The sequence below is a fragment of the Gloeothece verrucosa PCC 7822 genome, assembly GCF_000147335.1.
Taxonomy (GTDB): domain Bacteria; phylum Cyanobacteriota; class Cyanobacteriia; order Cyanobacteriales; family Microcystaceae; genus Gloeothece; species Gloeothece verrucosa.
The window spans coordinates 183,245-202,949 of the sequence record NC_014502.1; the positions used below are offsets into that span (position 1 = coordinate 183,245).

At 39.9% G+C, this 19,705-nt stretch carries 29 protein-coding genes; 3 read left to right on the forward strand and 26 right to left on the reverse strand.

The features are described 5' to 3' along the window. Positions 1-187: 187 nt before the first annotated feature. The 25 genes from CYAN7822_RS33330 to CYAN7822_RS33435 form a co-directional block, all read right to left on the reverse strand. Positions 188-391 carry a hypothetical protein gene (locus CYAN7822_RS33330; RefSeq protein ID WP_013325653.1) on the reverse strand — a complete coding sequence of 68 codons (204 nt, stop codon included), beginning with the start codon at positions 389-391 and terminating at the stop codon, positions 188-190. 140 nt (positions 392-531) lie between these two features. Then, a complete protein-coding gene (locus CYAN7822_RS33335; RefSeq protein WP_013325654.1) occupies positions 532-714 on the reverse strand; it encodes a hypothetical protein in 183 nt (60 codons plus the stop codon). A 99-nt stretch (positions 715-813) separates the two neighbouring features. After that, positions 814-1,239, reverse strand: a complete 426-nt coding sequence (locus CYAN7822_RS33340) for a hypothetical protein (RefSeq protein WP_013325655.1) — start codon at positions 1,237-1,239, stop codon at positions 814-816. Positions 1,240-1,571: 332 nt separating this feature from the next. After that, positions 1,572-1,715: a hypothetical protein gene (locus CYAN7822_RS38335; RefSeq protein ID WP_157872061.1), complete on the reverse strand. Its 144-nt coding sequence runs from the start codon at positions 1,713-1,715 to the stop codon at positions 1,572-1,574. 119 nt (positions 1,716-1,834) lie between these two features. After that, positions 1,835-2,023, reverse strand: coding sequence for a hypothetical protein (locus CYAN7822_RS33345; protein WP_013325656.1), 189 nt, complete (start codon positions 2,021-2,023; stop codon positions 1,835-1,837). Between the two features lie 165 nt (positions 2,024-2,188). Further along, positions 2,189-2,941 (reverse strand): hypothetical protein, encoded by a 753-nt coding sequence (locus CYAN7822_RS33350; RefSeq protein ID WP_013325657.1) that lies wholly within the window; start codon positions 2,939-2,941, stop codon positions 2,189-2,191. A 117-nt stretch (positions 2,942-3,058) separates the two neighbouring features. After that, entirely contained in the window at positions 3,059-3,898 is an 840-nt protein-coding gene (locus tag CYAN7822_RS33355) for an Rpn family recombination-promoting nuclease/putative transposase (protein ID WP_013325658.1), read from the reverse strand. 8 nt (positions 3,899-3,906) lie between these two features. Beyond that, positions 3,907-4,269, reverse strand: a complete 363-nt coding sequence (locus CYAN7822_RS33360; RefSeq protein WP_013325659.1) for a hypothetical protein — start codon at positions 4,267-4,269, stop codon at positions 3,907-3,909. Then, complete coding sequence (locus CYAN7822_RS33365; RefSeq protein WP_013325660.1) at positions 4,266-4,580, reverse strand: hypothetical protein; 315 nt, start codon at positions 4,578-4,580, stop codon at positions 4,266-4,268. Before CYAN7822_RS33365 ends, CYAN7822_RS33360 begins: the two co-directional genes overlap by 4 nt. 114 nt (positions 4,581-4,694) lie before the next feature. Continuing rightward, positions 4,695-7,442 (reverse strand): DEAD/DEAH box helicase, encoded by a 2,748-nt coding sequence (locus CYAN7822_RS33370; RefSeq protein WP_013325661.1) that lies wholly within the window; start codon positions 7,440-7,442, stop codon positions 4,695-4,697. 123 nt (positions 7,443-7,565) lie between these two features. Beyond that, complete coding sequence (locus CYAN7822_RS33375) at positions 7,566-7,823, reverse strand: hypothetical protein (protein WP_013325662.1); 258 nt, start codon at positions 7,821-7,823, stop codon at positions 7,566-7,568. A gap of 150 nt (positions 7,824-7,973) precedes the next feature. Further along, positions 7,974-8,054 carry a hypothetical protein gene (locus tag CYAN7822_RS40700; RefSeq protein ID WP_483466314.1) on the reverse strand — a complete coding sequence of 27 codons (81 nt, stop codon included), beginning with the start codon at positions 8,052-8,054 and terminating at the stop codon, positions 7,974-7,976. Beyond that, a complete protein-coding gene (locus CYAN7822_RS39275; protein WP_013325663.1) occupies positions 8,020-8,967 on the reverse strand; it encodes a hypothetical protein in 948 nt (315 codons plus the stop codon). The genes CYAN7822_RS40700 and CYAN7822_RS39275 overlap by 35 nt, the downstream gene beginning before the upstream one ends. A 111-nt stretch (positions 8,968-9,078) precedes the next feature. Then, positions 9,079-9,510: a hypothetical protein gene (locus CYAN7822_RS33385; RefSeq protein WP_013325664.1), complete on the reverse strand. Its 432-nt coding sequence runs from the start codon at positions 9,508-9,510 to the stop codon at positions 9,079-9,081. A 32-nt stretch (positions 9,511-9,542) separates the two neighbouring features. Further along, positions 9,543-10,232, reverse strand: coding sequence for a hypothetical protein (locus CYAN7822_RS33390; RefSeq protein ID WP_013325665.1), 690 nt, complete (start codon positions 10,230-10,232; stop codon positions 9,543-9,545). Between the two features lie 81 nt (positions 10,233-10,313). Then, entirely contained in the window at positions 10,314-10,511 is a 198-nt protein-coding gene (locus CYAN7822_RS33395; RefSeq protein ID WP_013325666.1) for a hypothetical protein, read from the reverse strand. A gap of 74 nt (positions 10,512-10,585) precedes the next feature. Then, positions 10,586-11,221, reverse strand: a complete 636-nt coding sequence (locus CYAN7822_RS33400) for a hypothetical protein (protein WP_013325539.1) — start codon at positions 11,219-11,221, stop codon at positions 10,586-10,588. Positions 11,222-11,390: 169 nt separating this feature from the next. Then, positions 11,391-11,537, reverse strand: coding sequence for a hypothetical protein (locus tag CYAN7822_RS38345; protein WP_013325667.1), 147 nt, complete (start codon positions 11,535-11,537; stop codon positions 11,391-11,393). A gap of 12 nt (positions 11,538-11,549) precedes the next feature. Further along, positions 11,550-12,428 (reverse strand): 3'-5' exonuclease, encoded by an 879-nt coding sequence (locus CYAN7822_RS33405; protein WP_013325668.1) that lies wholly within the window; start codon positions 12,426-12,428, stop codon positions 11,550-11,552. A gap of 27 nt (positions 12,429-12,455) precedes the next feature. Continuing rightward, the gene (locus CYAN7822_RS33410) at positions 12,456-12,758 is read right to left on the reverse strand and encodes a hypothetical protein (protein ID WP_013325669.1); all 303 of its coding nucleotides are present in this window, start codon (positions 12,756-12,758) and stop codon (positions 12,456-12,458) included. Positions 12,759-12,814: 56 nt separating this feature from the next. Beyond that, a complete protein-coding gene (locus CYAN7822_RS35195; RefSeq protein ID WP_013325670.1) occupies positions 12,815-13,426 on the reverse strand; it encodes a hypothetical protein in 612 nt (203 codons plus the stop codon). Positions 13,427-13,489: 63 nt separating this feature from the next. Beyond that, positions 13,490-14,215, reverse strand: coding sequence for a hypothetical protein (locus CYAN7822_RS33420; protein ID WP_013325671.1), 726 nt, complete (start codon positions 14,213-14,215; stop codon positions 13,490-13,492). 4 nt (positions 14,216-14,219) lie between these two features. Beyond that, positions 14,220-14,570: a hypothetical protein gene (locus CYAN7822_RS33425; RefSeq protein WP_013325672.1), complete on the reverse strand. Its 351-nt coding sequence runs from the start codon at positions 14,568-14,570 to the stop codon at positions 14,220-14,222. After that, positions 14,567-14,848, reverse strand: coding sequence for a hypothetical protein (locus CYAN7822_RS33430; RefSeq protein WP_041934398.1), 282 nt, complete (start codon positions 14,846-14,848; stop codon positions 14,567-14,569). The genes CYAN7822_RS33425 and CYAN7822_RS33430 overlap by 4 nt, the downstream gene beginning before the upstream one ends. Before the next feature lie 51 nt (positions 14,849-14,899). Beyond that, positions 14,900-15,394: a hypothetical protein gene (locus CYAN7822_RS33435; RefSeq protein WP_013325674.1), complete on the reverse strand. Its 495-nt coding sequence runs from the start codon at positions 15,392-15,394 to the stop codon at positions 14,900-14,902. A gap of 269 nt (positions 15,395-15,663) precedes the next feature. Here CYAN7822_RS33435 and CYAN7822_RS35405 point away from each other — a divergent pair, with 269 nt between their 5' ends. After that, positions 15,664-16,032, forward strand: a complete 369-nt coding sequence (locus tag CYAN7822_RS35405; protein WP_013325675.1) for a helix-turn-helix domain-containing protein — start codon at positions 15,664-15,666, stop codon at positions 16,030-16,032. Between the two features lie 111 nt (positions 16,033-16,143). Here the strand turns inward: CYAN7822_RS35405 and CYAN7822_RS38350 are convergent, their stop codons facing one another. Further along, positions 16,144-16,281, reverse strand: coding sequence for a hypothetical protein (locus CYAN7822_RS38350; protein WP_157872062.1), 138 nt, complete (start codon positions 16,279-16,281; stop codon positions 16,144-16,146). 100 nt (positions 16,282-16,381) lie between these two features. Between CYAN7822_RS38350 and CYAN7822_RS37265 the strand changes: the two genes are divergently transcribed. Together CYAN7822_RS37265 and CYAN7822_RS35200 are read left to right on the forward strand one after the other, a co-directional pair. Continuing rightward, the gene (locus tag CYAN7822_RS37265; protein WP_013325676.1) at positions 16,382-17,158 is read left to right on the forward strand and encodes a hypothetical protein; all 777 of its coding nucleotides are present in this window, start codon (positions 16,382-16,384) and stop codon (positions 17,156-17,158) included. 158 nt (positions 17,159-17,316) lie between these two features. Further along, on the forward strand, positions 17,317-19,554 hold the full coding sequence (locus tag CYAN7822_RS35200; RefSeq protein WP_013325677.1) for an AAA family ATPase: 2,238 nt from the start codon (positions 17,317-17,319) through the stop codon (positions 19,552-19,554). Positions 19,555-19,705: the final 151 nt, after the last annotated feature.

The following is a 19,705-nucleotide window of genomic DNA, read 5'->3' on the forward strand; positions in this document are numbered from 1 at the left end:
GCAAGGTTTCAATCGTCGCTCCTGTCGTCGCGGGTTTTTTAGCTCACTACCCCCTCGCTAATTGTCTCCTGGAGGCGGCTCCAATCGTCAAAACGTTCTTGGCTCTAAGTTTAGGCAAAGCCTAAAAAGCTCAATTTAATTACAAAGAGAGACTTAAATTTTCAAGCTGACCCTAAGAAAATTCTAGTTAGTCGCTTGCATCAATCTTCCTGCCTAGCCTAAATAGTGCCGATTTTCCTGGTTCGTCAGGATACCAAGCCGCAAACTCAATGTTTTTATCGGTTTCACAATAGTCGTACTCAAACCCTAGTAAGTCGGCTGCGGCTATATATTCGGCTATATCCCCCTCGTTGTACCAAACTTCTTCATCCTTAAGAGATTTAAGCAACATTTCGGTTATTTCCCTAATTTATTTAAGTATATTGAGCCTGAAATATTCATTGACAAGAGTAGCAGCCGCTATCTATCGTTCCACTCATCAAGCCGCTCAACCTTTCCCGTTGGGAGCATCCCATTTTTGTAAAAGAGTAGCTAAAAGCCATCTCCCACAAGGATTTCAGTTTCCTGACAACAGTTAAAGTGCAAAAATGGGATGCTCCCATCTTCTATGATCTCAAATTGTCTGGCTTCCTCGGCAAACGGTGAGAATTTATTATTGTTATCTAAATAATAATAACCCTCTTGTGCAGTTTTTTGAATGATTATGTATGGCATAATTATTATGAGTAAAAAAGTGCTATTAATGAATAGTTATTTGTTTCCCCAACGCTATACCGAAAAAAGGTAAACGTTGGGTTGTTGATTTATCGCTGCTTATTTGCTGAACCAATAGACAAAACGAACATCCTCTACTTCTGGTAAAATTTCTGTAGGCAAGAAATCCATTCCATTGCCGAACAAATAATCAAACCCTAAATCTTCTTCGGATTGAGGGAGCATTAGATCATGACGATTTTTCAAAAGTTCTTGCTGAAGAAGTTGGTAAAGTTCTTTAATCTCATCAAAATTTAACCAGTTGTAGCTGTAACCTACTTCTTGGTCTTGATGAAATTTCAAGAGTAATTTTCCTACTTCCGATAAATCTGAAGGTATGCCTTTTTCTGTCTTAAAAGGAGTTAGATTATCCCTAACTCCTAAAAGTTTAAATAATAAAGGATATCGTTTAAGAGTAGGAACACCATAACAAAACCATTGTCTGTTGACTTTAATTTCTTCTATTAATGTCACTTTAACACTCATATTTTTTGGATTTTTTTAGACTTGACAAATTTTAAGTAATTGCGAAGCCAATGCAGTTGGATTAGATTGTTTCAGCCCGATTTCAGTTTCTAGTAATATTCCCATGATTTGATTTCAAGACGAGGTTCCTTTCTTAACCCCATCTCCAGAGTGACTGTTTCGAGATCATAGCGGCTTAATTTTCTCGCTACAAAATCCCAACTAAGTGTCTGGTGGCATAAGTCAACCACACTAACCCCAGGATAATTGATCGGGTTAAATTCTATAGGCTTGCCGAATACTTGAGCAGTGGCTATTCGACGGTTGTATTTTTCAACGGCAAATTAATTAAATCAAGAATATTCTTGAATTTGTTTTTCTATCTTTTTAAGATGGAAACGAATTAAAGATTTTCCTGGGGGATAAACCGATGGATAAATCTTCTTATAATGCTTGAGATGAGAAATTAATTTTTCTAAATTTTGGGGCGGTTTCATGATTAAGTTTACTCAGAATTGGGATAAGTTTTTGAAAATCTTGTGTTAACTTTAAATTTTTTAAAGTTAACACAACAAGAATAGAAGCGTTGTCTCAGAAATCCTGTGAAGTTATACCTTTAATATTCTGAGTAGGCTAGATGCTGATAATCCCAAAGCTCATAATTATGTTGTTCCCATTGAGATAGTTTTAAATTAATGTCGTTTTCCTCTTCTTCTTTTTTTGTTTCTTTTACGGAGATGGGCAAACAGGACATCAAGGCAGAATTTAATGGTTGTGTTAATGTTAAGCATTGATCTGATTGCATCAGTTAATAAATTAGTAAAAGGTCAACAATTAGGCGCGAAAGCGCGACAAATTGAGCTTTTTTGCCCAAATAAATCGTTAATAAGCAATAAATTCAATAGGGGAGACATTTTGGGGACAATACCAATGAGTAGCAATCGCTGCCTACTATCCCTATTAAGTAACTTTATTTATTTAATTTGTCGACCAGATTAAACACTCTCTTTTTAGGTTCAGCTTCAGTCGGCGGTGGTGTGGGGGGAGACTCAGGAGGGGTTGAAATTTTAACTTTCTTTTTAAAGAGAGAAGGAGGAGAAACAGGGGTGTTTAAATGCTCTTTTTTCTTTTTCTTCTGTTGCGGCGGCGGTGGTGAAACTGGCGCGGCTTTTTTCTCTTTTTTGGGCGGTGGTGGTGCTGGTGGTGCTTTCTCGATTCGGGGTAAGGGCAGTTTAGTCGCTGATTGTATCACGTAGCTCTTACTTTCTCTTAATAGCTTGAACCGCCAAAACGGCCAGGCTTTATCTCCCGAAAAAGTTCCTTTTAAAGTGAGAGTAAATGATTCAGATTCACGGGTATTTGATTTAATCTCTACAGTAACGCTCTCTTTATTGACTTTGACAAGTCTACCATCAACCTGAAATTTATCAGCCCTAAAACTGTGCTGCCTCGGATTCTCTACATTAGAAGTTTCGACTTTTTTTAATTCCAGCGAGGCGGGACGAGTCTTAAAATAACACTTCCACAAAGCAAGTCCAAAAAACTGTTGTGGTTGATGTTCCAACAAGGTAGCGACTTCATAGCTTACAATGGCCGGAAATTTTACACCGTCATCTGTAGTAAGAGTCCCCGTTGTGGGGTCAGTTTTGGAGGGTTTGTAAGTTCCCCTGACGGTTCCGTAAGCTCTATATATTATGGGGTCGTTGTGGGGTTTTTCGCTCATGGATAGAAAACCAAACCGCGCACGCGCAGCGACACGAGAGTGTTCGCTATTGTTAATACTACAATATTTTAATCGAGCTTTTAAAATAATGTTAGCTATTTGTGCAAATATTGTAGCTTAATTTTCCTCCAGCCAACGCCTTAAATCTTCTACACTACTAAAATCCAATAAAGCTTCTCCCAAGTTTTCTAATTGTTCAATTGATAGCGCCTGAATTTGTTCAATTTCTATTGGCGATATTTGACCAACGCGGCGGTTGAGTTGCCGTAAAACTAAATTGAAGCCCTCTTGTTGCCGTCCTTCAGTTAGAGCTTCTTGATAAACACGAGTTTGTTTTAAGTCACTGAGGTTAAACATCGCTTCTATTTCCTCCCTAGTTTTTAATGGAAATTTATAGACAATAATACTTTCAATTAAATCAATTAAGCTTTTCTGGATTGTTTCATCGCTTAATTGATTTTTGGAAAGTTCGATTAAGGCTTGAGCTTTGGCGACGGCTTGCTGTTCCGATTCTACTACTAATTTGATTACGTTAATACCCAGAGAACTATTAGCGGCTTCTTCTAATTTATCTAAATAAATTCTCCTGATGCTGGAGAGGCTAAGAAAATCCCTGAAATGGATAGATTGTTCTCGTTCGACCGAACGGGTCGGATAAATTACCACAATCTGCCAAGAATAGGGAGGTTTATATTGTTTGAGAAACAGAAAAAATTCCGAAAATAAACGATAATATAAATCCGGATCGGGCTGAAATTGAACCTCGACTAGATACAAAGGTTTTGCCGTTTCTTCTATTGTCGGCATAAATAACCCATCCAGGCGGAAAGATAATTGCTTGATTTCTTGTGAAGTAAATTGATAATTATCAACCTCGGTTTCTCCTTCTCCAATTAAATCGAAGAAGCTTTTGGGAAAATTTAAGAATATTTGATAAAAAATACTATCGGTTTTCACTTGTTTTTTTATTCTAATTTTAATACTCCTTCTCGGTATTTGGCGATCAGATTGAATAGCTTGAGCCATTTTGATCCAAGTAAAACCTCTTCAAGAGCGTCACCGGCAAATACGGGAATTTCAAGCTCTTGCTCCGAAATTACAATTTTTCCCCTGTAGATATCGAAGTTTGCTAATCCTTGGGCAGTTAACAGTTCTTCTTGGTCGAAGTATGGCCATGCTAGTTCTTCTATATCCTGTTTATTGATAGCTAGATACTCAGTAAAACCCGTATCTAACATTGCATCTACAGGCAAATATTCTCCTTCGCCGGTGATCAAATCAATCGGAAAAAAAAGTTCTCCTCGTTCTCCAAATTGACCTTGAATCATATATTACCACAAGCTCCTGTTTCGTTTAAACAAAAAACACAATGAACTGAATTGGGATGTACCTGACGTGCTTTTTGATGAGCGATTTCTTTATCTGAATCAATAAAATATTCTCCACTTAATGGTTCAATGGCGATATACGAACCGTAATGATCTTCAATTAATTTTGTATGGACTTCATCAAATATTACTTGACAACGTTGGTGGAAAGCTTCCCTTTCGGCTTTTCTTCTAGCCTTTTCTTCTGGTGTCCATTGGATTTCGGGAAAAATTCTTCCGCGTCGTGCGTGTTTTTTGGTGGACTGATTCATAGTTGTTTTACTCCAAAACTCTAATTTATTTTAGTTTACCAAATTATTGAAATTAGCGAATTTATATTTATTACTAATTATTTTTTGCTTTTTTGAGCGCAGGGGAAACATTCGCTATTTCTTAAGTAATCGTTCTAAAAACCAAAGACCCAAAGGTTTGTGCAAACCAACATTTAGTTCGGGGCAGCTATGAGATGTCAGACATTTTGGACAACCACTATCATTACAATCACAACCACTGGCTAATTCGTAAGCTTTAGTGATACAGTTATCCCAATCGGTAAAAATGGCTTCAGTTGTGCCATTACCTTCATGGTTACTATCGAACATATAAGCAATTATTGGATGGGCATTACTTTTTTTCTCAGGCTCTAATTGTCGTTCAACGACCACTGAGCTAACATCAAATTCAGATGCCAAGAACAATAGTGGAACCGATTTCTCTAAGAAATGAGCCAGCGAATGGAGTGCGACTTGGACGGGATTGACTTCATTAATTGAATTCAATAATCCTGGTATAGCCTGAGCATCTCCAAACTCATGAAGTAGTTGCTTCTTTAGAGATTCGGCTTCATCGAAAATTTTTGAGGTAAGAGCATAATTAGCTTCTAATCTTAAAATCGGTGCTAAATATGATGTAATTAATGGCTCAAAACGGTTCTCGCCGATTAATTTTTGAGTTAGCCGCTCGGATAATTTTCGGTAGCAGCGACGGCATTTTTTTAAATCCTTTTGAGGCTGTTTAAAATCGGTACAGCTAGGATTGGTACACACCGGCGCATAAATTAACTCGAATTCCCGATATCCATGTACTTGCTCGGAAATAGTACCCCACCATAAAGTAGCCCGAAGATTTCCTTTAACGATTGCAGTGGAAATAATTTTAGGTGAGTCTAATTGGAATTGTGTTAATATTTCAAACTCGACAATCGGTTGAGTACGGTTATTCGGTAAGTCAACTTTCTTGAGAATAGCCCGTAATAAATCACTATCTAATTTCTCACATCGTCGGATGACGGTTTCTCCTTCCTCACTGGTGATGTAGATAGCATCAGTGTGACATTCCCGATGTGCGAAATTTAAAGCCATCTCCTCAAATACCTCCCCCGTATCCGAATCGATGAGGTTGACCGTTTCGTCAATTATTCCCCTTAAAGAAACATTTTTATGGGGAAAACCTTTCTTAACTAAAACCTGATTGGGTCCCCAAAACAATTGTTGCTGTTTGATTAATTCGGCACTAATGGCTGCTGAGGTTTCACCGAAATAATTAGAAATGTTTTGTGAAGGAATCCCCCCTTCAGTTGCCGCACATAATAAATGATTGGCTAATACCGGTGGATAGTTTGGCTGAAGTTTAATCTTCTCGACTGGGGCAAATAGGCGATCGGGATTGCTCGAATAATAATAATCTATGTGATTGGAGCCATCTGGAATAAATACAATTAATCCTGGTGCAGAGCGTCCCGTCCTCCCTGCCCTCTGCCACAGGCTATTTAGTGATGTGGCTCCGCGTATGATAACGAAATCTAAACTGGGTAAATCGACCCCAGCCTCCAGCGCGGTCGTAGTTATAAGAATTTTAATTCTTTTTTGACTTAATTTACCGATTAATTCCGTTCGTTTAGCTGCCGTCAGCGAACCGTAAAAAAGCTCGATCTCGCTGCAATATCCCCCCATCTGATAGCGCAAGTGTGAAAATAAACTTTTAGCTGTTGCTCGTGAATTAACAAAAACCAATCCTGACAACCCATAACCCCATAAAAAGCGGATCATCGTGGCTGCGGTGAAATTGGGGGCGGCTTGAGGTTTTAATACCAGTAACGTTTTTTCATGGGTTAATGCACCACTGCGATCGATTAATGTAATTTCTTTCTTAGGCAACCCCGTCAACGTAGAAGCTAACTCAAGAGGATTAGAAATCGTCGCAGTGGAAATTACCCATTGTAATGAAGTAGGATTGCCTGTATTATCGCAAGCCAGCCTCAGCCTTCTCGTGACATTAGCGAAGTGTATGCCAAAAGAGCCTATATAACTATGAGCCTCATCGATGACGACCAACGAGAGTCTGTTTAAAAACTCCTGCCAATTGTACATTTTGGGATTGCTGGTATTCCATAATTGATAATGAAGGACATCCGGCGACATCAATATAATGTCAGGGCATTTTCCTTGGCAGAAGTATTGTTTACGAACTTCTAGAGGTATGTCTCCCGTGCATCGTGCGATCGCTAACTGCTGACTTGCTGGTAGGGCTTCATTTAGACGGATCAGTTTTTCATATTGATCGGCGGCTAATGCTTTTAATGGATAAATTAATAAAGTGGTTTTGTGTTGTGATAGAGCTAACTCAAAGCTATACGGGGTAAAAGCCATCGTTTTCCCCGATGCTGTCGGCGTGGTGAGGGTGATGGATAAACCAGTGGTTAATTGTTTCCAGGCTGATAGTTGGTGCGAATAAAATTGTTGGATTCCTGTGGCCAGAAGTGCCCTCTTGGTAGATGGGTGCAAATTATCAGGAATTGGTGAAGTGTCAGCTTCATTTCCGGGGATTATCTTCACTCCACTCAAATCTGTTGACCACTCTGACGCGATCGCACGATAGGTTGGATGAGCGATGATGCTCAAGTCGACTGTGTTCGTTATCTCGATTGTCGGGGCACTTAAAGAGTTTAATTGTACCTGATAAGTTTTGCCGTTAATTTGTATGTTGACTATTCTGTCTAAAAACCCAATTACTGTACCATGACATTTATGTTGATTAGAATAGACGAGTTTTCCCACATCTAACCATTCTGGGTAAGTGGGAGGAGTGGCGTTAAGGGCTTTTCTTAAGGCGGCTTGATCTATTGGTGAGTCCATAATTGTATATTTTAGCCGAAGTGTAGGGTTGTTAGGCTGGTTTTAAGAGATAATTAGATTGACCAGTTAGCATTAGGAAAAAGGGACGGGAATTGAGGCAATGGGATTTAACAATCATGTTTATTAAAAATTTAAAACTTCTTCAATGAATTGATTGATTTCTTCTTGAGAGGCATCTTTAGTACGGGCGGGTTTGAAACCCGCCCCTACGATCAGGTCACAAGCTGCGCTACATAGCATCAAATGATTACTAAAATCGGGGTCATAATCTGAGCAATCTTTACCATCTTGCCAATGAAACTGCGCGGACATTAGGGGTAACTCTGCCTTAAAGGTTTCGGTAACAGCAACTCGTCCGTTTTCTAAAAGTTGTGTAGTCATGATAATTCTCCATTTAATAAACTTCATTTAAAATTGGATGAGAGCATTAGGGGTAAAATTAAAACGAATCACCCAGACGGTTAAAGAGTCATTCCCTCCAAAAAACTGTGAGATAAATTCCTCATGTATTGGGCTAGAGAATTTAATTGTTCAAGACCAGTTAACTAATGTTGGTTCGATCCACACCCATTTACGCTCAGTTCTGCATTGCCCGACAGCAACCTTTTTCATGTGGCCTCTTCGCGCAATGAGGGCGAGGAGAGGCATGGTTTGAAGGGGAAATCTTAAGACTTGACGGAGTAGCGGCTTGATAATTTTTGCCAATCCAAGAGGGTGTTAAGGGGATATTTTTCGTATTTTTAGGACTATAAGCTCTTTCTTCGGATAAATCAATCTTATCACCCCGTATTTGTAGATAAAGAAGAATTTTTATGATTAAATCATCAATCATAGAGCAAAAGCGTTGCTCGGTTTCTTTGTCGGATCGGGGAATATTAAGATAATCGTGGTATTCGACAATAGTGAGTTCGCCTCGTGTGATTTCTCCTTCTGTAATCTCCTGTATTCCTTTATAAATCAAACCTTTAACCGAAGTTGTCCAAACAATTTTATCAACGGTTAATGTAGTACCAGGAATTGATTGAACTTGCCCCATTGAATCTATTATTTCAATAGACGGCTGTTGGAAACCAGCCGGCAAATAGCGAAAATAAAGCCACTCCAGGGGCAGTCGATCAGGAGTGAGAATTAAATTCTCTGGTAGGACGAACATCGCGCGGCTAAAAGGGATTTTAAGTTCTCCAACGGATGAGGGAAGTTCGGTGGAGAGTAGAGACTTAATTAAATCTTTATTCACCCAGTAAAAGGGAGCCTTTTCTTTAATAAAGTCAAAAGCTCCAGCTACAGCAGTCAACCAAATAGGATCGTGTAAAATATCAGATTCGTAAAAGCTATTCGGAAGAATCTTATCACTGCCACCTGTTAAAAACGTATTGGCCAAACAAACTGACTTTATGGGAGTGTAACCTCTAACTTTTTGGTAATTGTATTTCTGGAGTAATTGTTGGTAAAGGGGGGTTTTTTGATAGAGATTGCTAATTTCTCGGTATTGGGCTTTAGCTAAGGCGGGAATGGTGCTGTTCATATTGATTAATGATCGGGTAGCTTAAGGCTGCTTATTTGAATTTTAAAAGAAAAAGTAGGCTAGGAGAAAGCGAAACTCCAGGGAATGGGCATACAAGCGAATATAATTTTCTCAAAAAAGGTATTGAGCTAAAGAATTTAATTTTTTAAGAGTATTGTCATCAAATATCATCCAGCACTCATCAATATGCTCGGAGGGATACTCTTCCGTAATTGTTTTTAGTTCCTCGAAAGTTTGAACCTGTTCGAGTTTCTCTAACAAAGGAATTAGATCAATTCCTGTTTGTAGCTGGTAAAGTTTTAGTTTATCTTCTCTACCATGAGGAAAGTTAAAAACGGCGAGCGCCGAAGTTAATAAACGGTTTTTAATTTCTTCTTTTTTTGAGCTATCTTTTAGCTGTAGGACAATATTCGTGTAGTTATCTGAATAACCCGACATAACTATTTGTCCGTAACGCTCGACTAAATTAGCGGCCTTCATTAAGTCTAAAAAAGGAAAGTAAATATCTAGTCCAACGGGGTTAATTTCTGGGTTATTACTCATGGTTAAATCCTCTTAAAGTTCTCTTTTTATTTTTAAAGAGGGATTTCATCAAGCTCTTGGAGTTCAATCTCCGTCTCAGAAATAGGAGAAATAATCGTTCTCGATTCTGTACCTAGTGGAGCGTTATATCCTCTTAAATGAAGTCCAACAGTTTTCTCAATGGGATCGATTAAATTATCCCGATGAATCCAAATTTGTTTTAAAGCTAAAATCTCGTTGACTAAATAATCAGCCACCGCCCACTGTTGCCCTCTCTGCCAGAAAATAGGAGCTAATTCTTTTTTCTCTAAAAGTTTGATGTTAGTGTTAGCAGCCACCAAATTTTTTAAGTTATATCCTTTGCGGGTAACGCCCCATGTGTACTCCCTTGGCATCCCTGCGGCTGCCCAAACTTCGGTGAGTAAATCGTAATTAGTTTTTATTTCAATCCCGTTAGCATAACATAAGTTATCATCAAAGCGCAGAGAATTAAACCCAACAATTAGCTCAGAAGAATTAATGACTTTTTGGAATTGAGAGAAAGCCCTTTCAGGATACAGCCTTATTGAATTATCCCAGGACGACCAGCAGCCAATTAAACTGATTTCTAAATGGGGAAAATCACCCCAACCGGAACAATAACTCAGTTGAATTCTTTGTCCGTTAATATGCCGAGTAGAAATTCGTCCGTTCGAGTCGGGAATGCAGTTAAGGGGAAAGCTGGAATAAATTAAAGTTTTCATGAGCGGAAATTTGGGATTGATAATTGATAACTGATAACGGATAACGGTTAACCGTTAACTACCAATATTTGTTGAAACGAATTAATCTTTAATTCGTCTCTTTAATGTTTCGTTTTCTTCCCTAAGTTCCGTTAACCGATTTCGAGCCTGAAAAGGAATCGGTTGAGAATGTTCTAGCTCTAATTCATTTTTTAACGTTTTTACTTCTTTTTCAAGTCGAGCAATTTTTACAAGAAGTTTTAACGGAATAGTTTTAGCTTTAACTTTTCTTCCTAACATTATTTAATTCTCCTACAATTTATGGATTTTCCCGAGAAGAGAGAGAAAATATCTCTCTCTTCTCTCGACAAATTTTAAGCCGCCACTACACCGTTACCTGTTAACATGGGGGGTGAAGCTGTAAGGAAGGCGGCTTGTATCAAGTTTCTGAGTCGTTTGTGGGTTAGACCAATTTCTGAGATCTTTTGAGCGATGGTCGGCAACTGCTTGGCTTTCCCTGAAATCTCAAGTTGTTGCTTGATAAAGTTCACGGTGGTTTCGGGTTCACTTTGTAGAATTGTCTGTATTTGAGTCGGAGTTAACTTTGTACTATCGTCGTCGTGGGGTGGTAAAGCTTCTACCATTAAAGGAATATTTTGAGCATCAGTTGTAGGTTCAGTGTCCTCTCCTTGTGGATTTAAGAACCGGCCAGATTGGGCATACTCAGAATGATTATTGATTACCTCAGTGGCAATCTCTTGTATTTCAGTTGCCAAGTTTTGTAAACTGTCAGGGTCAAAAACGGGGCAGAGATCTTTAAACAATTTTCGGATTTGGTTCAATAATGATTGCGCCTCTCTTTCTGCGGTTTTCTGTCCTTGAGCAAGTTGTTCTCTAATTCGGAATTCCTGCTCTAAGTCAGTCAGTTGCTTTTTGAGATTAGCAATATGAGACAGAATCTCTTGATTATTTTCTTCGGTTAGTTCGATAGATTTTTGTAAGACACTCATGGGATTCTCTCTAGTTATTGAAAAGGTTTATTAAGGCAAAAATTAGGGAAGTTAATCGTCATTGATAGGGGTTTAGTTTTCCCAAAACTAACGAGGATAATTCATTTTTGAGTCTTGAATTTTCCGCCTGTAACTGACTGATAAGAAGCGGATTAGAGTGACAATTTTTTCAAGAACGTTCTTGCTCTAATTGAAGAGACAGTTGTAGATTTTCTTCAAGTAATTGACCAAAAGGACGAATAGCTTTAACTGGCAGCTTCTTCTTTAATTTCCGACCGAGGGGCAGATTGCTCGATGGTTGCTGGTATGGTTTCATGGGCTACACTCGTCACGCATTGATTAAATGGTCTTGGGCTTCGGGGTCAGGATGCAGTTCGGCAACGGGGAAGGGGAAAAAATCTATCATGTATGGGTTCAGCAACCGCCACCATGTTTTTGTTTCAGGTTTCCAACTGAAGCCCCAGTCTGATGCTTTTTGTCTGTTGTCGAAACTGACCAGCGCTTTAAACTTCTTTCTGTCTGATGAATAGGGGATGACCGGGAAATCAAAGGTTTCACCCCGATCCTTTTTCACCAAGGCGGCGCAATCTGGGTCCCATCTAAAACCACGACTTAAAACAGCTTCATTGTCTAACCCATTAATTTTTTTCGGGGCGATGGCTTCGACTAATGGCAGTTGAGCGATCCGAAACTGTTCAGATAAATTTGGGACTCGGTTGAAGACTTCTTTAAGTAATAGACAGTCGTCAATGGCTCGGTGAGTGCAACTGATTCCAATCCCGTAGAATTGGGAGAGACTAATTAAGTCTCTTTTGCCGTTATATTGTTTAGGAAATAGTTCAAAATCTTTATAAGTACATAGCCAAATTTTATCCCACTTCTGTGCCCATGTCGACTTTTTAATTACTTCTTTATCAAAATTAGCATTATGAGCAACTATTACATCAGCACACGAGTAAGCCGCCTGTAACCAATTGAGAAAATATTGTTGCTGCTGTGGGCAAAGTTGAGTCGCTTCTGGTACAATTTTGTTAATCCAATACGCTTGGTTGCTATCTGCATCTGTCGCTATTAACGAGGAGCCACAACTGAGCATACATTGCCCCGTTACCGAGTAAAGAACCGCCCCGACTTCGAGAACTTTGGGATGGTCTTTATCCCCGTCAGTTTCGCTATCAATTATGAGGCACGTTTCCACTTCTATCATCGTCTGTAATCCTTATTTGGCAAAAGTTTATTCAAATACTGGTGGCTGATAGTTTTTCACTATCTCAAAAATTTCTTGGGGCACTTCTTGTTCAAAATCATCGGTTTCTATTGGGACGGTAGCAATTCTTGAACCGTAGCCGGAAAGAAGAAGAAAATATTTAACCTTTCCTTCAGAAAAACCTCTTTTAACCGCCGCTTCTAGTCCAGCTTCTAGGTCAGTATATAATTGCTCAAGTTCTGTGTCGGTTACGGGGGGAATATCTGTAATCGTGTAACCAACTTCTATATAAAAAGGATAGTATTCTTCGTTGAATTCGTCAAGGTTCATGGGGAAATTTTATTGAAATTTGCTTTGGGGTCTTCTTGATTTTAAAAACTGCTTCATCATCGAGCGAAGGTCACGATAATATTTAGCTTTCTACAATGATTTTCTATAAGCCGCTTTCCTTCAGGAGAAGGATTTTCCATTAAAATAATCCTCCTACTATGACTAGGAAAGTAGTCGCTGTAGACTAAAACCTGACCGAGAGCAGCTTGCCAATTTTTTAAATTTTTTACTTCTATGACCTCAGATGAAGTTAATATGTCAATTTTTCCAGCCGGCGTAGAAACTTCTATTTGTCCATTAAGTTTTGCTGCCCAACTATTCCTATAAAAATCTTCAACTCTGGTAACTTTATTTGAAGCAAATTTTTGATGGGGAATAGGCAAGTTATTTAGTTGATAATAATTGTTAAAAGCTTTTTGTGTACATTTTGAGCCAGCTTCAAAAGCATAATGTTGAATTATGATGTGAATCGCTTTTAAAGGAATTCCAGCTTGAAAAAATGAACGAGGAACAAACCCTTGTTCAATAAGCTTTTGACCCAGTTTTGTCAAAGATTTTTCATCAACTCCGGCTAATCTAGCAGCCCCCCGGCTCGAGGTTCTTGTACTGCCATCTGGGAAGAGGGTGAATTCGTCACGGATTGAAGAGGGTAAAGTGATACTGTTCATAATTGGTTAAATCTCTAGTTGTATGAAACAATGGGCGATGGCGCGTGTGTAGTGGCATTCATTTCAAGCCACAATATTTTCAAGTTGTTGAGTATTAAACTTTTTAAGCCTTGCGATCGCTTCTCCATAACACTCATTCCACAAATTAGATGGCAGATGAATAATCTGGTACTGAGCTTTAGTCAGCACCACGATCCAAATCTCAGAAATAGATATATCGTGATATTCGGTCAGCATCTTATAAAAAGTTGCTTGAAGAAAAGCACGTTTAAGATAAGGATTGGCGTTATCCCAAGTCAAAAAGCGTGGGGGAATTTCTGATGGCTCTAATTTTCGGTATTCGTTCCAATATGGGGTATAGCTGCGGTTTTTTGTTTCAGGATCGTAGCTCCAGGTTCCTTCTGTTGATTTAAGATCGATTAAAGCCGTAGTTTTCCCATCCCACGACAAAACTAAATCAGGAGTTCCACCGTACCGTAATACAGGATGAATAAGCGGCTGCTCACTTAGCAATATTTTTGCCTCTGATTGAACCACTCCACCAACAAAGCCGCATATACTGCCCCACCAGGGTAAGATAATCTCATCAATGGTTGGTGTAGTCCCACTTAGTAGATCGGCAATCGCCGCATGACAGCAACTCCCTCGGTACATACGTTCTTGCCTTTTCTTCTCTTCTGACGGCGTAAAAGTTTTGGATGGGGTTTCAGTAGTCGTGTCTAGGATTTGATTGACTGAGGGCAATATAGACCCGTCTGGATGGATGTATGGGGGTTTATCCTTTTTCATTGCTCTAAAGTTCTCCTGTAGTCGGTAAGGTGCAGCAGTAAGAGAAAATCTCGCTCAAAGAATATTTGTTGATTAATCGTCTTAGAATTGCTTCTAAATCTTGGTTCTGTTCGAGAATTGAGGGAGTTCCTGCGTTGCCTTCTAATTGTTCAAAAGTCGAACACCACCGCACCGACACATCAAAGGCATCTCCATTAGGAGCTAAAAATTCTCCGGTTGCCCCTCCATCGGATAAAGCCGAGGCGATGACCATCAGTAAATCGAGTAAGCCGTTTTTGTTGCCTTTGATGAAATTTAATTCAGGTTCGATGACCAAAACCGAGTATTGTTCAGGAATTGGTGAAATGCCAGTCATAATACTGCCTCAATTGTTGTTGTGGGGGATTTAAGAAAAATACGGTTGAGTCGCCGTAATTGGCGCTGTGCGGATTGGGCTGCCGTTAAGGTTGGGTAATGTCTGGCTTTGTACTTCTGAGATGTCCAGTTGTTTCCGTCCCAGTAACGATTATCTGCACTGACCAATAAATAGTATTTGGCTATTACGTTGAATAAACTTGTTTGTTCTACCTCTTGCATGGCAAAAAACTTTTTTTCATCGGATTCCTGCTGCGTAGCGATAATGGTATTATTCAAAACATTGGTTGGTGAAAGAGGGGAGAACTGTCCCCTCTCCCCCAGGTATTTCTAAAATGGTTCGATTTCAGCTTCTAAATCGCTTTGGTGCAGCAATTCCTCTTCCGTGAACCAGCGTAGTTCATGCTTGCAGTGGCGATCTACAATTCCGTAGAGCCAGTAGGGTTCGTCACTTAAACGCTCATTACCTCTGACTTTGATGGTTGGCTCAACCAGTTGTATTGCTTTGATACGGTATAAATTTAATTCAGAGGTCGTTCCAGCAGCGATCGCTTTTTCGTATTCAGAAGCGATCGCTACTTCCTGTCCCCAAACAAATTTAGGTTGGGAGTACCCATAGTCGCCATCGTGGAAAGCCGGGGTGAAGCCGATGCAGATTTGTGTCTTTTCTTGAGGCTGTGTCCGGTACTCGATGCGGGGGATACCTGCGACTTGAACCGTTTGCGTTTCGTAGGTAAATTCGTTGCTTTCTTTATGCAAAGGATCAACTTTCAACAAGCTAACACTTTGATCGGATCTGTTTTGAGCCGGTAAAGTATATGTCATAATTAATCTCAACAGAATTTTAGAAAAAGGAGAGCGGGCTTAAGTGGGATTAATGACCCGTTCTCCTATATTTATTGGTTGGTAATGAGAAATTCCCATGTAAGGCAAAAGCCTTCTGACAACTCTCACTCTTAATATACCAACTATTAGTAGGTTAATCAATAGTTAGCTAAATGATAGTTATTTATCTATTGGCGCTCTTTAGATAACTCGTCTTAATAGATAGACTACTAATAGTAGGTTAAAATATTGGTTGGTGAATTGAGAGTATGAGCGTGGAAATTCGACTTAAAGAAATTAGACAGAGTAGGCAACTCTCTCAAAATAAGTTGGCTAGACTCTTAGAAATGTCTTTAGCCAATGTACAGAAGATGGAATACGGCAAGGCCAAAGCCATCCCTTTTGAAACTTTAGATAAGCTTTGTAAAATTCTTGAATGCCAAGTTGGAGAGTTAATTGTGTTTATTCCTGATTCTGAAGATAAACCACAGGTTTCAACCACATCTAGCTTCTTTAGCTTAGAAGAAGCTTCATCGTCTGATAAAGATAATACTCAGGCAAAGAAACTTACTGACTCTTCTGTAAATGTAGTTGCCTCTCAAAAAGCGGTTACAGCACTTCTAGACAAAGACAAATAAAAAAAGCTGGCACTCCCTTCTAGCAATTGCTTATAAGCTGCATTTTGCACACAGAGGCTACCAAGCCGAAAAAATATCTAATTATAAACATTACTATTGTACTTCCGCAGCTTAATTCGCGTAATGCCATAAATGGAGAACTCCAGCCGCTTCAAGTTCAATATCAAATTCTCGCTCTAACTCAAACCAGAGAACTGCGCCAAAGGTGGCATTCTTTTTACTCCAAAAGCGATCACCTCTATCAAACAATCCGAAAATTCATGACTTAATAAAACTTAAACAGAAGACCTTGCGCTCAAGACGAGCAAAAACTATGGGCCAAATCATTTCTTTATAGTAGAAGGAAGATATGCTATTTTCTCAACAGACAGCCTTAACGCTAATCCAATCAAATGATCCGTTTCCTGTAGATTTTGAGCAAGCTTGGAATTGGATTGCTTACAGCACTAAGCAAAAAGCAAAAAACAAGTTACTTAATAACTTTGAAAAAGGAATTGATTATTTAACCGAATGGGTGAAAACTCCATCTGGCGGTCGTCCTAGCGAATCGATCAAACTTAGTATCGATTGTTTTAAATCATTCGGGATGATGGCAGGAACACAAAAAGGGAAAGAAATCCGTCGTTATTTTTTAGAGTGCGAACGGATTGCCAAACAGGCCGTTGAAATTATTCCCGCCCAAGCCAAAGAAATAGAGAAACTTAAGCTAGAAGTGGAACTGGCTAGAATCCAAGAGCGGCTACTCATGACTACTCAAGCCATAGCGACTTTACATGGAAGTGAAATGGTTGCTTTAATCTTGGGTAAGCCGGATGCGATCGTAACTAAAACCGAAAGAGTCGAAACCTTAGTACCAGTTGATGAATACGGTAGAGCTATCACCAGATATGATGGCGTAGGCATAACCTACTTAGCTCGTCGATACGGTTTTGGAAACAACACAAAAGCTTGTTATCACTGGTTAGCGACCATAGGCGTTAGTGACGAGCAATGGTTAATCGAACCAGCTTTAGTTAAAGCTAAAAAACTTCCGCGTGACCTTATTCCTTGGCTCGATAGGCAACATTCGGCTAAAAAAGGAACTAGGCAAATGCTTTTGGGGGAATTCAACAATCCCAACGATTAAACACAGAAAATAGCCGGGGTTCCCCTGGTGGCAAAAACTGATTTTCCCAGAGGCTTTCCCATGCCTCTCAATATCGTACTAATTTTATTGTCTCTCACTCCTTCAGATTTTGCCACTGTTTTACGGGAACTCCACCAATAGACAAAAACTGGAGGATTATGACCACAACAACGATTGATAAACCAATAGAATATAAATTACTCGCAAACCCTGAAGCCGAGGAGCTAATATTAGGCGGCATTCTCTTCGATCCCCGAGCGATAAGCCGCGTGGCTGACATCCTTGCCCCTGAGCATTTCTACGTTCGCTCCCACGCCACAATATACGAAACCGCCCTAGAACTGTATCGCTCTGAACTGCCCACCGATTTGATGACGATGCAGCATCGGTTAGAAGAAAAGGGCGTGTTAGAGCAAATAGGGGGTCTTTCGCGCTTAGGCACTCTAATTGAGCGAACGGTGTCAGCCGCTAATATTGATGTCTATGCTAAGAATATAGTCAGAAAGCATTGGGAGAAGCGGGAATTACAATCTTTAAGCTATAAAATAAGCGAATGGTTAGAAGATCCTGAGTATTCCCCCGCTCAAATCCAGGAATTAATCATCAATCAAGCGAATGCTCTTAATGTTGCTTCAGACGATAAATCTTTATTAAATCGAGCGATTGCTCAAATAAAGCAAATCCTCAAAATCCCTGATTTAACTGAACTTCAACAGAACGCCAAGCTAGAACACCTACGCTCGGAACTAAAGATCAATCCCTATCAATGGGAGAACAACTTTGTCCAAGCCGCTAAAAAGGAACTTCGAGGAGAAACCCAAAAAGCGCGGCTGCGACTGGAGATTTTGGCTTACGTCCAAACTCTAGACCCGTATGAGAAAATGTTACTGAAAAGTCACATTTCTAGCCATTACCGCTTGTCTAAAGCTGATTTAAATTATTTAGTCCAACAGACTGAAAAAGAGTTAGAAACAATGGCTCAATCAGATTTTAGTTTCGACGAGTTTTTAAATAGTGGTACAGTGGGCTTGCAGTGGCTCGTTCCTGGTATTTTGCCTGTAGGGGAAACGGTGTTATTAGCCGCTCTAGCCAAAACCGGTAAAACTCTCTTGGCGACTGACATAGCCTACGGCGTGTTAACAGGTGAACGAGTTCTGGGGGAGCAACCAGGAGTCAAAGGTAAAGTTGTGCTAGTCACCTCGGATGAGTCTGGTAATTCAACCAAGAGGCGGCTAAGGGCAAAAGGCTTTGATTTGCTGGCTAACCGTAATGATCTAAGAATCATAACCAAGCTGGACATCAACGACCTCTCACCCCTAGACAAAGCACTGGGAGAACATCAACCGGTGTTGGTAATCATTGACTCATTAACCAGCATTACCGATAATTTAGGAGTCAGTGAGAAAGACCCTGAGTTTGCCCGAAGTATTTACCGTCTTAAAAACTTAATCGGTAGCTATGGCGCATCAGGGATATTAATACATCATGAGAACAAATGTCCTGATGCCAAGGGAATCAACCAAGTCTCAGGAAGTGCAAGAATTGTAGCCGCTACTTGGGGCGTATGGCAACTGAAGGCCGTCAACCCTGACGACGAACAAGATCCTCGTCGCTGGTTAAAAGTTAAGCCGCGTGAAGGTCAAGCCGTTTGCCATATTCTCAAGCTCAATCCTAAAGATTTGTGGGCATCTTCTACTATTTTCGAGTACGTTGGCGAGTTTGGAGATGAAAACGGCGAGAAGCGGACACAGGGACAGCGTGTGCTGGATTTACTGGGGAGGTTTGCGCCGCATGGGTTAGATTACAGCGAAATCGACTCCTATCTTAATATTGGACGGTCATTGTACACAGTCCTAGATCGCTTAGAAGACCGGCAACTAATTACTAAACAGCGTTCTCAACTTAACCCCAGGCGTTGGCTGTATTGTTTGCCGACTACTGGGGATGATGATGATGGTGGTGGTACTCCTCCGGTACCGGATACTCCGCCCTTTACTGAATGCCTCTGTGATCATGAGGCGATCTCTGTTGAACACTCAGAACCACATATTACCAGCAGCGCTGGCACAACTAATAATGGTAATGTGGCATCGGATGCGGCTAGTTTATGCGGCGTTGAGGCTCAATTAGATGACGTTGAAGTAACGGATTCATCTAATTTAAATGATAATCAGATGGTAGAAACCAAACAATCTCAACCGGTTCCCCTATTTGAAATTGGTCAAAAAGTAGATTGTTTTATTCCGACTTACGATTTAACACAAAAAGGAAGGACAATTGTTAATCGAGCGTTTAAAGTTTTTGAGTGGGTTTATCTACTTAATGATGCCGCTAATACTTGGGTTTATGAGCGTTATCTACGGGCAACAGTAATTAAAGATAATTCAGCCTCTTAAACTTTGTCTAACTACGGCATCAACAACAACTAAAAAATCCGTTTTAAAGACCACTGTTATCGAGCGCATAGCTGTGGTAGCTAAAGTATGTAGGCTGGTTATGTCAAATTATAACAAGCTCAAAGGGGGCTGCTTAAAAATTCAACAATTA

What these genes read in the sequence shown, in the direction of transcription:
- CYAN7822_RS33330 (WP_013325653.1), bottom strand. Translation starts at nt 391, where the DNA reads ATGTTGCTTAAATCTCTTAAGGATGAAGAAGTTTGGTACAACGAGGGG.
- CYAN7822_RS33335 (WP_013325654.1), bottom strand. Translation starts at nt 714, where the DNA reads ATGCCATACATAATCATTCAAAAAACTGCACAAGAGGGTTATTATTAT.
- CYAN7822_RS33340 (WP_013325655.1), bottom strand. Translation starts at nt 1,239, where the DNA reads ATGAGTGTTAAAGTGACATTAATAGAAGAAATTAAAGTCAACAGACAA.
- CYAN7822_RS38335 (WP_157872061.1), bottom strand. Translation starts at nt 1,715, where the DNA reads ATGAAACCGCCCCAAAATTTAGAAAAATTAATTTCTCATCTCAAGCAT.
- CYAN7822_RS33345 (WP_013325656.1), bottom strand. Translation starts at nt 2,023, where the DNA reads ATGCAATCAGATCAATGCTTAACATTAACACAACCATTAAATTCTGCC.
- CYAN7822_RS33350 (WP_013325657.1), bottom strand. Translation starts at nt 2,941, where the DNA reads ATGAGCGAAAAACCCCACAACGACCCCATAATATATAGAGCTTACGGA.
- CYAN7822_RS33360 (WP_013325659.1), bottom strand. Translation starts at nt 4,269, where the DNA reads ATGATTCAAGGTCAATTTGGAGAACGAGGAGAACTTTTTTTTCCGATT.
- CYAN7822_RS33365 (WP_013325660.1), bottom strand. Translation starts at nt 4,580, where the DNA reads ATGAATCAGTCCACCAAAAAACACGCACGACGCGGAAGAATTTTTCCC.
- CYAN7822_RS33370 (WP_013325661.1), bottom strand. Translation starts at nt 7,442, where the DNA reads ATGGACTCACCAATAGATCAAGCCGCCTTAAGAAAAGCCCTTAACGCC.
- CYAN7822_RS33375 (WP_013325662.1), bottom strand. Translation starts at nt 7,823, where the DNA reads ATGACTACACAACTTTTAGAAAACGGACGAGTTGCTGTTACCGAAACC.
- CYAN7822_RS40700 (WP_483466314.1), bottom strand. Translation starts at nt 8,054, where the DNA reads ATGAAAAAGGTTGCTGTCGGGCAATGCAGAACTGAGCGTAAATGGGTG.
- CYAN7822_RS39275 (WP_013325663.1), bottom strand. Translation starts at nt 8,967, where the DNA reads ATGAACAGCACCATTCCCGCCTTAGCTAAAGCCCAATACCGAGAAATT.
- CYAN7822_RS33385 (WP_013325664.1), bottom strand. Translation starts at nt 9,510, where the DNA reads ATGAGTAATAACCCAGAAATTAACCCCGTTGGACTAGATATTTACTTT.
- CYAN7822_RS33390 (WP_013325665.1), bottom strand. Translation starts at nt 10,232, where the DNA reads ATGAAAACTTTAATTTATTCCAGCTTTCCCCTTAACTGCATTCCCGAC.
- CYAN7822_RS33395 (WP_013325666.1), bottom strand. Translation starts at nt 10,511, where the DNA reads ATGTTAGGAAGAAAAGTTAAAGCTAAAACTATTCCGTTAAAACTTCTT.
- CYAN7822_RS33400 (WP_013325539.1), bottom strand. Translation starts at nt 11,221, where the DNA reads ATGAGTGTCTTACAAAAATCTATCGAACTAACCGAAGAAAATAATCAA.
- CYAN7822_RS38345 (WP_013325667.1), bottom strand. Translation starts at nt 11,537, where the DNA reads ATGAAACCATACCAGCAACCATCGAGCAATCTGCCCCTCGGTCGGAAA.
- CYAN7822_RS33405 (WP_013325668.1), bottom strand. Translation starts at nt 12,428, where the DNA reads ATGATAGAAGTGGAAACGTGCCTCATAATTGATAGCGAAACTGACGGG.
- CYAN7822_RS33410 (WP_013325669.1), bottom strand. Translation starts at nt 12,758, where the DNA reads ATGAACCTTGACGAATTCAACGAAGAATACTATCCTTTTTATATAGAA.
- CYAN7822_RS35195 (WP_013325670.1), bottom strand. Translation starts at nt 13,426, where the DNA reads ATGAACAGTATCACTTTACCCTCTTCAATCCGTGACGAATTCACCCTC.
- CYAN7822_RS33420 (WP_013325671.1), bottom strand. Translation starts at nt 14,215, where the DNA reads ATGAAAAAGGATAAACCCCCATACATCCATCCAGACGGGTCTATATTG.
- CYAN7822_RS33425 (WP_013325672.1), bottom strand. Translation starts at nt 14,570, where the DNA reads ATGACTGGCATTTCACCAATTCCTGAACAATACTCGGTTTTGGTCATC.
- CYAN7822_RS33435 (WP_013325674.1), bottom strand. Translation starts at nt 15,394, where the DNA reads ATGACATATACTTTACCGGCTCAAAACAGATCCGATCAAAGTGTTAGC.
- CYAN7822_RS35405 (WP_013325675.1), top strand. Translation starts at nt 15,664, where the DNA reads ATGAGCGTGGAAATTCGACTTAAAGAAATTAGACAGAGTAGGCAACTC.
- CYAN7822_RS37265 (WP_013325676.1), top strand. Translation starts at nt 16,382, where the DNA reads ATGCTATTTTCTCAACAGACAGCCTTAACGCTAATCCAATCAAATGAT.
- CYAN7822_RS35200 (WP_013325677.1), top strand. Translation starts at nt 17,317, where the DNA reads ATGACCACAACAACGATTGATAAACCAATAGAATATAAATTACTCGCA.